The organism is Protofrankia sp. CiP3 (genome assembly GCF_917627345.1).
Lineage (GTDB): Bacteria > Actinomycetota > Actinomycetes > Frankiales > Frankiaceae > Protofrankia.
This window is the reverse complement of sequence record NZ_CAKJTM010000017.1, coordinates 4,545-16,998: the sequence shown is the minus strand read 5'-3', so window position 1 is coordinate 16,998 and position 12,454 is coordinate 4,545. Positions and strand designations below refer to the sequence as shown.

Genomic DNA, 12,454 nt, shown 5'->3' with positions numbered 1-12,454 from the left:
TGGGTTTTCGGCCGTGTGCGCGAGCCATTGTCACGCGGCCGTCGACCGGCTGGGCCTGTCGCGGAGCCCCGGAATTCAGTGCCGGGTGCCCGTCTCGGGTGCCCGTGCGGACCTGAAATAACCAGGTATGCAGGCCCGCACGGGTGAAGTCGTCAGGTATATGGATGTCAGGGTGTGAAAGCGAGGCAGACGTCGTGCCCGCCGAAACCGAACGAGTTCGACAGCACCGCCCCGGTGGGGATGGCACGGTTATCGATGGACACCACGTCCAGGTCGATCTCGTCGTCGAGAGCGTCGAGGTTACGGGTCGCCGGTACCGTCCGCTCCCGCAACGCCAGGACACAGAACACCGCCTCGACCGCGCCGGCCGCGCCCAGCAGATGCCCGGTCATCGACTTGGTCGAGGTCACCGTCACGGTGTCGAGCGCGGCACCGAGCGCGGCCCGCAGCGCACGGGCCTCGGCGACGTCCCCGGCCGGAGTGGAGGTGGCGTGAGCGTTGATGTGCACGACATCGGTCGGAACGAGCCCAGCGGAGCGCAATGCCGCGCGCACGGCCCGAGCTGCCCCGGCCCCGCCGGGTTCGGGCGCCGCCACATGGTAGGCGTCCGAACTGATCCCCGAACCGGCCAGCGTGGCGTACACCCGCGCGCCGCGGGCGCGGGCGTGCTCCGCGGTCTCCAGGACCAGCACCCCCGCGCCCTCCCCGAGGACGAAGCCGTCCCGGCCCTTGTCGAACGGCCGGGACGCCGTGGCGGGCGCGTCGTTGCGCCGGGACAGGGCCTGCATCTGGGCGAATCCCGCAAGGGGCAGGGCGTGGATCGCCGCCTCTGAGCCGCCCGCGATCGCGATGTCGGCCCGGCCGGCTCGGAGCATGTCCAGCGCATGGCTGATCGCCTCCGCGCCGGACGCGCAGGCGCTGACCGGGGCGTGTACCCCGGCACGAGCGGTGAAGGCGAGCCCGACGGTCGCGGCCGGCCCGTTGGGCATCAGCATCGGCACCACATGCGGGGAGACCCGCCGCGGCCCCCGCTCCCGCAGCACGTCGTACTGGCCCAGCAGGGTCAGGACTCCGCCGATGCCGGAGCCGATCACCGCGGCGAGGCGTTCGGGGTCGACGTCGGGGGTGCCGGCGTCGGCCCAGGCCTCCCTGGCCGCGACCAGGGCGAGTTGTTGGACCCGGTCGAGGGTACGGGCCTCGACCCGGCCGAGCGGGGGTTCCACCGCCAGGGGCGCGCCGATGTGCACGGGCAGCTGCTCGACCCAGTCCTCGGTGAGGCGGCGGGCCCCGGAGCGGCCCGCGAGCAGCCCCTCCCAGGTGGATGCGACATCGCCGCCGACAGGAGTGGTTGCCCCGAGGCCGGTGACCACGACCTGCCTGGGGGTCTCGGTCACGCGGCGACACCCGCCCGCTGGATGTAGGACACCGCGTCGCCGACGGTCTTGAGGCTCTTGACGTCCTCGTCGGGGATCTTCACGCCGAACTTCTCCTCGGCCGCGACCACGACCTCGACCATGGACAGCGAGTCCACGTCCAGATCGTCGATGAAGGTCTTGTCCGCCGTGGCATCGGCCGGGTCGACCCCGGCGACCTCCTCCAGAATCGCGGCGAGCCCTGCCAGGATGTCGGACTGCGACATGTACTTCTCCTTCTTGGTTTACCCCGGTACTTCCGTCTGCCGGGCGGCACTTTTGGGGAATCCTATGGGCAGCGGACGACCTGACCGCAGTAGGTCAGGCCGGCGCCGAAGCCGAACAGCAGAACCGGATCACCCGGCTGCAGCCTCCCGCCGTCGAGGAGCCGACTGAACGCGAGTGGGATGCTGGCGGCTGAGGTGTTGCCGGCGTCAACGACATCGCGGGCTATGACGGCGTTCGTAGCACCGATACCGTTTACCAGCGCATCGATTATCCGGAGATTGGCTTGATGGGGGACAACGCCGACGATGTCGGCTGGCGCGAAGCCGGCCAATTCACAGGCACGCCGGACTGTCGGTGCCAACGCGATGGCCCACCGGAACACCGTCTGGCCTTCCATGCGAAACAGGTTGTCACCATACCCCGGAACGCGAATGGCGCCCGCCTTCCCACCGTCATGGCCCCATACGGCTGGTCCGATCTCCCGGGTCGTGGCGGGCCCGACGACTGCCGCGCCAGCACCGTCGGCAAGCAGGACACACGTCGTACGGTCGTCCCAGTCGGTGTAGTCCGACAACCGTTCGGCCGCGACGACCATGACGTGTCTGGCGCTGCCGGCCCGAACCATGTCGGAGGCCATCGACAGGGCGTAGGAGAATCCGGCACAGCCAGCGTTGAGGTCGAGGGCGCCTGCCCGCCCGGCACCGAGGCGGTGGGCGATCTGCGGCCCGGAACCAGGGATCTGGGACGGATTCGTGCAGGTCGCAAGCAGGACCATGTCGAGATCGGCGGCGTCGATGCCAGCTGAGGCCAGCGCCTTCTCCGCCGCCATGCTCCCCATCGAGACGATCGTCTCGTCGGCATCCGCAATGCGTCGGGTGGCGATACCCGTCCGCGCGCGAACCCAGTCGTCCGAAGTCGCGACACGTCTGGCGAGATCGTCGTTGGTAACCACACGAGCGGGCCGGTATGTCCCGAGCCCCATCAGCCGGGAGCCGGTCATCGCGGTACTCCGACAAGCCCGCTGAGGGTCTCCTCGACGCCGTCGCCCACTGGATCACCGCCGGCAAATTCGGCGACCAGCTCACGGGCGGCGGGCAGGTCGTCGGGGGTCTTCACGGCGACGATCCGCACGCCGGGGAACTCCCTTTTGGCGATTCCCGCCAGTGTGCCGGCGGGCGGGAGCTCCAGAACGGCCGTCACTCCGAGATCACGCAGCCGCGCCAGGCACAGGTCCCATCGGACCGGGGCGGCCACCTGGTTCACCAGCCGAGTGACCAGATCCGAGCCGGTCTTTATGATCATTCCGTCCGCGTTGGACACCTGTGGCAGCGCGGGAGTTCGCGGCCGTAGCCCCGGAGCGACCTGCGCCAGGCGCTCACGGGCGGGTTCCATGAAGTGGGTGTGAAAGGCGCCCGCGACGGACAGCGGCCGTAGGCGGGTCCGGGGCGGCGGGTTGTCGGTGAGGCCGGCCAGCGCCTCGATCGTACCGGCGGCGACGATCTGGCCGGCACCGTTGCGGTTCGCGGCGGTCAGAGCCAGCTGCTCCAGGTGGTTGATGACGACGTCCGGTTCGCCACCGACCACAGCGGTCATACCGGTGGCGACACGCCCCGCGGCCTGCGCCATTGCGCGTCCGCGCAACGCGACGAACACGAGTGCGCTTTCAGCCGTCAGCGTGCCGGCCAGCACGGAGGCGGTGATCTCACCCACGCTGTGGCCGCCGACCACGATATGTCCCGCGTTGATCGGAGGCAGTTGCTCGGCGGCGACCAGACCGGTTGCGACGATCAGTGGCTGAGCGATGGCCGTGTCCCGGATCGTGTCCGCGGACGCGTGGCAACCGACGTCAACGAGGTCGATCCCGACAGCCTCGGACCACCACCGCAACCGTGTCTCAATCCCGCCGATCTTGAGCCAGGGCTGCAGCTGACCTGGGGTCTGGGCACCTTGACCGGGAGCGAGGATAACGAGCACCGGACTACCTAACCCTTCCCGGCCGCTGTCTGTCGCTGGCGGGCACTCACCGTTGTGCCGTCAGCCCGTTGTGGGGTCTCCACAAAATGATTCGGTCGTCGCGCGTCTTTGTTCCGCATCTACTCCGCTGGAGCGGAATTTCGTGACACTGGCGACAAGTGATGGCAAGACGTCCGTGCCGACCGGTGCGGAACCCGCAGGATGACTACGCAGCGGGTCGGCCTGCGGACGGTCTGTGGTCAGGCCGCGGTCAGGCGACCCAGGATGAGCGCCACATGCAGGGTGAACCGCTCGCGGTGATCTGTCGGATCAAGACCGCAGACGTCGGCGGCCTTACGCAGCCGGTAACGGACCGTGTTGGGGTGGAGATAAAGCGCCCGTGCCGTGGCCTCCAGCGAGGCGCCGAGGTCGAGGTAGGCCCCGGCCGTCGCCAGCAGCGGTGTTCCCGCCTCGCGCAGCGGGTTGTAGACCTCCTCCACCAGCGCCCGGCGTGCCCCGGTATCGCCGGCCAGCGCCCGTTCAGGCAGGAGAGCCTGTGCCGTTACCGGTCGCGGAGCGGCCGGCCACGCCGCGACCACGTCGGCGGCGGCCAGCGCCGCATGCGCCGAGGATGCCGCCGCGGCCAGATCGGCCGCGACCGGGCCGATGACGACCGGACCGGGCCCCCACGCGGGCAGCAGGGCGGCGGCGGCGTCGAGCAGGGCACGCTGGGTCTGGTCATCGGATCTGACTGACCGCGCCGCGGCCTGGCCGGTGGCGAAGTCACCCCCGACTATGACAACCAGGCGTTCGTGGTGGACACCGGTGAGCACCTCCAGCCCGGCACCGCGCCCGAGGCGGTGGACCTCGTCGACGACGACCTCGGGGGAGCGGTCCGGGGCGTCCCCGATGATCACAGCGACCGCGGGCGGGTTGCGCCATCCCAGTGCCGCCGCGCGCGACGGCAGCGCCCGTTCCACCTCGCCGCGCACGACATGGTCGACGACGAGCGCCTCCAGCCGGGCGTCCCAGGCACCGCGCTCCTCAGCGGCGCGGGCATAGACGACCGCGCCGGCGAAGGCGATGTCACGGGAGTAGCGCAGCACATCGGCCAGCAGCCGTTGCTCGTGCTCGGGGCCGGCCAGGGCAGGTACCTCGGCCTCGATCGCCTCGACAGCCACCCGTACGAGATCGACCAGCCGGCGGAAGGTGACCGCTCGAACGAGATCGCGGGGGGCGACCCGGAAGACGTCTCCGGACAGCTCCCGGGCGTGTTCGGGCCGCCGGCACCACTCCACGAAGGACGAGATCCCGGCCTGCACCACCATCTGGATGTCGGCCCGGTGGCGTGCTGACATATTCGAGAACCAGGGCAGGACGTCGTGCATGCGTACCACGGCGCGGCTCGCGAGCATGCCGCTGGATCGTTCTATCCGCCGGATGATCTCCTCGGCCGTGGTAGGGGCCACCTGTTGCTCGGGCAGGGACCCGACGGCCGCGTTCCGGGCCGAAGGAGCGTCGCTGCCCGTGGCCGGCTGCGTCACCGGTTGCGCGGTGTAGTGATCCCGGCTGCTGGGCCGGAGCTGGAACGCCGCTCACCACCATCGAACATGTCTCCTCCATCAAATCGCTGACGCATGTGTCATGGCCCGGATCCCTGTCTTGCGCGGACCGCGGGATGTGCAGGCGGCACGCGACGGACGCCGGGGTGACAATCAAGCCTGGCAGCGATTGTCTACAACTGATCATTAAAACGGCTGGCCCAGCTGTGGACCTTGGCGACATACGCCCTGGTCTCGCCGAAGTCGGGGACGCCGCCAGCGTCACGGACGGCCTGGGGTCCAGCATTATACGCGGCGAGAATCAGCGACACGCGGTCGCCGGGCAGCTTCTGGACGACGTCGGCCAGGTGGGCCTCATAGTGCGCGGCGGACGGGATGGCGTCCGCCGGATCCAGGGGATTCGCCATCCCGTCGGCGTTGCCGTCGATACCAAACTGTTTCCAGGTCTCGGGCAGGAACTGCATAAGGCCTCGAGCACCGGCGGCGGATACGGCCAGCCGGTTGAACTTGCTTTCCACCCGTGCCTGACCGGCGAGCTGCGCGGCGGTGAGCACACCGTAGACGGTCGCGGCCTCCTGGAAGAGTGGGATCAGATCGGACGGGACCCGGACTGATGACCGGGGCGTGGCCGCGCCACAGCCGGTCAGGACTGTCGCCATGATTATGATCATGAATAGAGTGAGCGAGCTGGTAGCGCGTAACGCCTCCGGCCGGGTCGTGTCGCGCACGCGGAGCCGCGATTCCCACTGAGGGTTCACCTGCCCATTCTCCTGTGTTGGATGATCGTATGTGCGGACCTGGTCAATCTCCCGGGCCGGGGGTCTTGGGGCAACGGTAAAACGACGACGGTCTCATACATCGCCAGCGGTCGCGGGATGGCGCGCGGGGCGGATGATTCCAACTGGACACCCCTCGGCGGTGCTGTTGGCGTAACTGCTGTGATATTACTAAGAGAGATATAAAAGAAACTAGGGGTGACGTTATTGGCATCTTGGCAACGTCCCGGCTAGCCGTCGACGGCGGACAGCCAGTTCGTGACAGGCCGTATCCGCGATGGCCCGTCTTTCGTCCTGAGGAGATCGCCACGGCGACGGCGACCATGCGCAGGGGCGACGTCAGCTACTGGACGGGCCGCGAGGGCAGGCGTTTTGAACGCGAGTTCGCCGAAGCCGTTGGCGCGTGTCATGGGGTGGCTGTGGCCAACGGCACGGTTGCCCTGGAGATCGCCCTGCGGGTGGTCGGGGTCGGGCCGGGGGATGAGGTGGTGGTGCCGGCGCGGTCGACCATCGCGCCGGTCAACTGCGTCGCCGCTCTCGGCGCCCGTCCGGTCTTCGCCGATGTGGACGCTGAGTCACAGACGATCACCGTTGACTGTGTCCGCCGGGTGCTCACCGCGCGGACCCGTGCTGTCGTCGCCGTTCACCTGGCCGGTTGGCCGGCGGATATGGACGCGCTGCGGGGCCTGGCCCGAACCCGTGGACTCGCTGTCATCGAGGATTGCGGCCAGGCGCACGGAGCCACACTGCGAGGCCGATCGGTCGGGACGCGAGGCGATATCGGTGTGTGGTCATTCGGCTACGATAGAATTCTGAGCACCGCTGGTGAGGGCGGCATGGTCACCACTGACGACGCGGCACTGTACCGGGCGGCTTGGTCATACAAGGAGCAGGGGCGGCGTTTCGCGGTCGTGGACGCGGGGGCCGAACCGAGGCCGGAGCCGGACGGCCTGTCAACAGACGACCTCGGCGGTGACGGGTCCGATGATCTCGATTGGGAGCAGGGCGGCGGCTCACCGCTCGCCCATGGCGGCTTCGGCACGAATGCCCGCATGCACGAACTGGCCGCGGCGGTAGGCCGGGCAGGGCTTCCGCACCTGCCGGAGATGGTCGAGCGGCGCCGGGACAACGCCCTGCTGCTCGCCTTGCGGCTCCGCGATGTAGCGGCGCTGCGGTTGGTCTCGCCCCCCTCTCACGTCGGCCACGCCTACTACCGCTGGTATGCGTTTGTGCGGACTGACCTGCTCCACGACGGCTGGGACCGCAATCGGGTCGTGGCGGCTGTCCGGGCGGAGGGAGTCCCCTGCTTCACCGGTTGCCCTCGGGAGGTGTACCGGGAGGCGGCTGTGCCCGCGCGGTGGCGCCCCGCGGCGTCCCTGCCGGTGGCCAGGGAGCTGGGGCGTACGGCGATCGCCCTCCTCGTGCATCCGGCCCTCGACCTGTCCGACATCTCCGACGCCTCCGATGCGCTCGTCAAGGTCATGTCGGTGGCGACGTCGGCGTAGTTCGCGTGTCACTGTTCGTTGGCGCGTCACTGTTCGTTGGCGACCGCGGTGGGCGTCTGGCCCGGTCGGGGCTGGACGGGTATCTCGGCCTCCAAGCGCGGCTGGAGGCCGAGATCCTCGCAGCGGGCGAGTTGGCGCAGCGCGGCCCTGGCGCTTTCCGGCTGTCCCCATGGGTCGAGATCGAGGATGTGCCGCCGCTCGACCGGCGGCGCCGACACGTAGGAGATCAGGGGGTGATGGCGGCGGATGTCGTGCTCGTTGTCGTCGAAGAGCTCCTCGTGCAGTTTTTCGCCGGCGCTGAGCCCCGTGTAGATCACCTCGACGGGGCGCGCCGCCCGGGTCGCGAGGCGTTTGGCGACATCGGCGATTCGCACGGGCTGGCCCATCTCGAGCACGAGGACGTCACCGTTGCCACCCAGCGCGCCAGCCTGGATGACAAGCTCCACGGCCTCCTCGACGGTCATAAAGTAACGGGTGACATCCGGATGCGTGACCGTGAGCGGACCGCCGGCCGCCAGTTGGCTGGCGAAGATCCTCAGTACGGAGCCCTGGCTGCCCAGCACGTTACCGAACCGGACGCTGACGAATACCCCACGCGCACGCTGGCCGACGTGGGCGGTCAGGCGTTCGGTGATTCGTTTGGAGTAGCCCAGGGCACTCGTCGGGTTCGCGGCCTTGTCGGTTGAGATGTTGACGAAGCGTTCGACGCCGACAGCGACAGCGGCGTCGAGGATCGCGAGCGTCCCCCAGACGTTGGTCTTGATCGACTCGCCGGGGAAGCGTTCCAACAGCGGCAGGTGTTTCAGCGCGGCGGCGTGGAAGACCACCTGTGGACGGTGCCGGTCGAACAGCGCGTCGACAGCCTCGACGTCCCGGATGTCACACAGCACCACGGCTTCGTCGTCGGCGATCGCCTGGCCGTGGATGGACAGCTGGACGGCCCGTAGGGCCGATTCGTCCCGGTCAAGCATGATCATTTTTTCGGGCTGGTGGCGGTGGATCTGGCGGCACAGTTCGGAACCGATCGAGCCGCCGGCTCCGGTGACCAGGATCCGTTTACCGGTGAGATAGCCCGCAACCGAGGAGACGTCGGTCTGGATCTGGCAACGCCCCAGCAGATCGGTGAGGTCGAGGTCGCGGATGTCGCGCACGTCCACGCGCCCGTCGATGAGATCCACCACCCGCGGGAGCACCTTGACGGTGAGGCCCGCGTCCTCGGCGACCTCGGTGATCTCCCGTAGCAGCGTGGCGTCGGCGCTCGGGATGGCTACCAGCAGGGTACGCGCGCCGGTCTGGTTGGCGACCGTGGCGATGGCCTCCCGTCCGCCGCGTACCCGCACCCCGCTCAGGGCCAGGTTCCAGGTGCGGGGATCGTCGTCGAGCAGGGCCACCGGCAGGTACGGGCTGTCCGGGGTGTGCAGCATCGAGGCCAGCACGCGGTCGGCCCCGTCACCCGCACCGAAAACAATGATCGGCTCGGTATCGGGACGCTGTGAGCGTCGGCCGCGTTTCTCGGCCAGCCGCCACAGGTAACGGATGCCGAACATCGCGACGAGACCGACAGCGCCCGCCAGCGGCAGGACGCCCACCGGCAGCGGCCCGGGCCGGCTGATGCCGGCGTCGACGACGACGATCCCGAGCGTGGCCAGCCCGACCGAGCAGGTCAGGGCGAGTACCTCGTCGAAGCCACCGAACCGGTACCGCCCAAGGTAGAGGTGCAGAGCTGTGCCGGTGACGTAGAGCAGGCAGGCCGCGAGAACGGCGATCACCCAGAATCCGGCGTCGGCCACGGGCGGCTGGCCGAACCGGGCGAGGTAGGCCGCGCTCAGGCCGAGTACCAGGCACGCCGCGTCGACACCGATCTGGAGGCCGACCCGCCAGCGCAGGTCCAACAGGGACAGCCGGGCGACCGCCTGCCACCACCGGAGCTCTTGGGGGCCAAAAGTCTTCTGTTTCTGCATGACTCCACAGCGTAATAACTACTGATGGTAAGTACATGGATGCGGAGCGAGTATGTTGGTTGCGCAGCGTCGTGCTGCGATAACTAGGATGTTTTGCCCGGAGAGGACAGGTCTGTTGGTGGAACTTCGGGACTACGTCAGAGCGCTCCGCCGGAGTTGGCCGCTTCTGGTGGTCTGTGTCATGCTTGGCGCTCTGGTCGCCGCGGCTGCCACCTGGCGGGAGGCGAAGGCCTACGCCGCCGCGGAGACTCTGGTGGTGGTGTCGTCAGACGGCACCGACAGCGCGACATCGGCCTATCAGGGCGGTCTGCTGTCCCAGCAGCGGGTGAAGTCCTATGTCGATCTTGTTGCCAGCGATCGGATCGCCGCGGGGGCCGTCGCCAGGCTCGGTCTTGATATGCCGTCACGGAGCCTCCAGGCCAAGATCAAGGCTGAAGCCGTCCCGGACACGGTGCTGTTGCGGATCACCGTGACGGATGGCGACGCCAGGCGCGCTCAGGCGCTCGCGGACGCGGTGGGCGAGGTGTTTTCCGAGGCTGTCGCGCAGATCGAGACGCCGGCTCCCGACAAGTTGCCGTCGGTGCGGGTGAACGTGTGGGAGAAGGCGAAGCTGCCGACCGAGCCCGTGTCGCCGAAACCCGTGCGGACCATTTCCCTGGGTGCCCTCCTGGGCCTGCTCGTGAGCATCGGTGCGGCTGTGCTCCGTCAGCGGCTCGACACGAGCGTCAGGACCGACGCCGACATCACCGCGGCGACCGGCCTGGCAACGCTCGGCGCGGTCGCCTTCGACACCGCGGGCGCACGCTACCCCCTGGTGGGGCCGCTGGACGCGCAGTCAGCGCGCGCGGAGGCGTTTCGCCAGCTCCGGACGAACCTGCGGTTCGCCAATGTGGACATGCCGGCACGCGTCATCCTGGTCTCCAGCGCGACGTCCGCGGAGGGCAAGACAACGACGACCTGCAACCTGGCGATCATCCTCGCGCAGGCCGGGGCACGGGTGGCGCTGGTCGAGGCGGACCTGCGTAGACCGTCCTTCAGAGAGTACCTCGGGATCGAGACCGCCGCCGGTCTCACCTCCGTGCTGATCGGCGCTGTTGATCTTGATGATGTGCTGCTGCCATGGGGTGATGGTGGTGGCCGGCTGGAGGTCCTGCCCAGCGGGCCGCTGCCGCCCAACCCCAGCGAGCTGCTCGGGTCCCGCGGCATGGGCGAGGTGCTCCGCGAGCTGTCCAGCCACTTCGACATCGTGCTCATCGACGCCCCACCGCTGCTCCCAGTCACCGACGCGGCTGTGCTCGCCGCGCAGGTGGATGGCACCCTGCTGGTCGTCCGCAACGGTCGGACCCGGCGGGAACAGCTGGCCCGGGCCGCCGAGGTGCTGCGGGCGGTGGACGCGCGGGTGCTGGGGGTCGTACACAACATGATTCCCACCAAAGGGCTGGACGCTATGTACTACGGCTATCCCTCCTACAGCGGGTACACCCAGCTCAGGATGGGGCCGGGCCGGCGGAACAGACACAGAGCCGCTGCCCAGCAGAGCGTGGTCGACCCGGGGAGAAGCGGTGAGGGCCACGCTGAGGGCATAAGGATCGCTACCCAGCGTGAGTCGGCTGACGATCCCGACGGTGCCGCCGGGGGCCCAGCTGACGATGCGGCCGAATCGCGCACCATGGAGCATCCGGTTGGCGGCGTCGGGGCTGGCGGTGATCTGTCGGCGGAGCTGACGACCCCGTTGGCGCTTGACGCGAAAACGACCGGATCCCACCGGCGCAAGCGCTAGTAGATGAAACCGGGGCTGGCCACCGAGACGATCTTCCAGCGCCCGCGGTCCCGCTGGGGCCGGCGCTTCTCGAGGCTTCGCGTCCTGGCGGTCGCGATTGTGATCGTGCTGTTGCTGGTTGCCGTGGCCACCGCCTGGGTAGTGGTCCGCGGTCGGCTGGCGCAGTCACACCTGCGGATCGCCCAGACCCAGCTCGGTCAGCTCGAACGTGAGTTGTCCGCCGGTCGCGGGATGTCCGTGGCCCGGTTGCGCCAGACGACGAATGAGGTCGTCCGCGAGACGGCCGCGGCCAGGCGTCTCACCGGCGGCCTGGTCTTCGCGTTGGCTGCCCGGGCACCGCTGGTCGGTTGCCCCGTTCACACGACGCGGTTGATGGCGGTGGCGGTCAACGACTTCGCCGCGGTCGGGCTGCCGGCCATTGCCACGGTTGGTGAGGCTCTCCTCCCGGCCGGGACGCCTGGCGTCAGGCCCAGCCTGTTGTCACGGCTCATCGGGGTCCGTGGCTCGATCGACACCGCGCGGGCCGCTGTCGGGCAGTTCCGCCAGCAGGCCGGCCGCACGTCCGCCTGCGGTGCGATCGGGCGGCTGGTCGGCATCGAGAAGGCGGTCACCGAGGCTGTGCGGCTGAGCGAGGCCCTCGCTCGGACGGCGCAGATGCTGGATCTCGCCAGCGGGCTGCTGCGCCGATGACAGATGCCGATGACAGGTGACCGGGGAGCCGGGACCGGGCCGGCCGTCCTGGTTGTCGGCTGCCGTCAGCGCGTTCGTAATCGAATGATCGCATGTCGGAAAACCAGCTGGCAGAAGGCTTGGCCGGGAACGGCTGACGCTGGGAACAGCTGACAAGGAGCACTTCCATACACGGTGCCGACGTTCCAGAATCCCGGCGGAATCACGCTGATGGCGCCGCGGCGGGCCGAGGTGATCGATCTGTGCCGCCGATCGGGGGTGCTGGTGGTTGAGGACAGCCCATACGGACTGCTGTCGTTCACGGGTGAGCCGGTGCGGGCGGTGCGGGCGATGCGCGCCGACGCCCCTGACGATGTGGTGTATCTGGGGTCGTTCTCAAAAATGTTGGCCCCTGGGCCGCGGGTCGGGCGGGCGCCGGCCCCACCAGCGGTGACGGCATGGCTGGTGTTGGCTGCGGAGTCGGCGATCCTGCCGCAGTCGATGTTCACCCAGCCAGCTGACCCCGTTCCTGATCGGCGCAGCAGGCGCCCGTCGCTTGGTCACGACCAGAAATCGGGGACTGCTTCCCCGGGGCGCGAACCTCGCTG

Annotated in this window: 10 protein-coding genes and 1 pseudogene; 4 read left to right on the top strand and 7 right to left on the bottom strand. The window is 69.1% G+C overall.

All coding sequences use genetic code 11. The annotated features are described in order from the left end of the window. Positions 1 to 167: 167 nt before the first annotated feature. The 6 genes from fabF to MJ797_RS08985 form a co-directional block, all read right to left on the bottom strand. The gene (gene fabF, locus MJ797_RS09010) at positions 168 to 1,394 is read right to left on the bottom strand and encodes a beta-ketoacyl-ACP synthase II (RefSeq protein WP_239333635.1); all 1,227 of its coding nucleotides are present in this window, start codon (positions 1,392 to 1,394) and stop codon (positions 168 to 170) included. Continuing rightward, the gene (locus MJ797_RS09005; protein ID WP_239310046.1) at positions 1,391 to 1,639 is read right to left on the bottom strand and encodes an acyl carrier protein; all 249 of its coding nucleotides are present in this window, start codon (positions 1,637 to 1,639) and stop codon (positions 1,391 to 1,393) included. The genes fabF and MJ797_RS09005 overlap by 4 nt, the downstream gene beginning before the upstream one ends. 62 nt (positions 1,640 to 1,701) lie before the next feature. Beyond that, positions 1,702 to 2,640, bottom strand: a complete 939-nt coding sequence (locus MJ797_RS09000; protein WP_239333633.1) for a beta-ketoacyl-ACP synthase III — start codon at positions 2,638 to 2,640, stop codon at positions 1,702 to 1,704. Next, positions 2,637 to 3,614, bottom strand: a complete 978-nt coding sequence (locus MJ797_RS08995) for an ACP S-malonyltransferase (protein WP_239333631.1) — start codon at positions 3,612 to 3,614, stop codon at positions 2,637 to 2,639. The genes MJ797_RS09000 and MJ797_RS08995 overlap by 4 nt, the downstream gene beginning before the upstream one ends. Positions 3,615 to 3,853: 239 nt before the next feature. Beyond that, positions 3,854 to 5,077, bottom strand: a complete 1,224-nt coding sequence (locus MJ797_RS08990) for a PucR family transcriptional regulator (RefSeq protein WP_374581820.1) — start codon at positions 5,075 to 5,077, stop codon at positions 3,854 to 3,856. A 251-nt stretch (positions 5,078 to 5,328) separates the two neighbouring features. Further along, complete coding sequence (locus MJ797_RS08985) at positions 5,329 to 5,814, bottom strand: lytic transglycosylase domain-containing protein (RefSeq protein ID WP_239333727.1); 486 nt, start codon at positions 5,812 to 5,814, stop codon at positions 5,329 to 5,331. A gap of 332 nt (positions 5,815 to 6,146) precedes the next feature. Here MJ797_RS08985 and MJ797_RS08980 point away from each other — a divergent pair, with 332 nt between their 5' ends. Then, the gene (locus MJ797_RS08980) at positions 6,147 to 7,436 is read left to right on the top strand and encodes a DegT/DnrJ/EryC1/StrS aminotransferase family protein (protein ID WP_255738616.1); all 1,290 of its coding nucleotides are present in this window, start codon (positions 6,147 to 6,149) and stop codon (positions 7,434 to 7,436) included. A 26-nt stretch (positions 7,437 to 7,462) separates the two neighbouring features. On the opposite strand, the gene MJ797_RS08975 is transcribed toward MJ797_RS08980, so the two are convergent. Then, complete coding sequence (locus MJ797_RS08975; RefSeq protein WP_239333625.1) at positions 7,463 to 9,397, bottom strand: nucleoside-diphosphate sugar epimerase/dehydratase; 1,935 nt, start codon at positions 9,395 to 9,397, stop codon at positions 7,463 to 7,465. A gap of 181 nt (positions 9,398 to 9,578) precedes the next feature. Here MJ797_RS08975 and MJ797_RS08970 point away from each other — a divergent pair, with 181 nt between their 5' ends. The 3 genes and pseudogenes from MJ797_RS08970 to MJ797_RS08960 all read left to right on the top strand — a co-directional run. Further along, positions 9,579 to 11,177 (top strand): polysaccharide biosynthesis tyrosine autokinase, encoded by a 1,599-nt coding sequence (locus tag MJ797_RS08970; RefSeq protein ID WP_239333623.1) that lies wholly within the window; start codon positions 9,579 to 9,581, stop codon positions 11,175 to 11,177. 3 nt (positions 11,178 to 11,180) lie between these two features. After that, on the top strand, positions 11,181 to 11,867 hold the full coding sequence (locus MJ797_RS08965; protein WP_239333621.1) for a hypothetical protein: 687 nt from the start codon (positions 11,181 to 11,183) through the stop codon (positions 11,865 to 11,867). Between the two features lie 162 nt (positions 11,868 to 12,029). Next, positions 12,030 to 12,365, top strand: a pseudogene (locus MJ797_RS08960) (aminotransferase class I/II-fold pyridoxal phosphate-dependent enzyme); the annotation flags it as partial. Positions 12,366 to 12,454 lie beyond the last annotated feature (89 nt).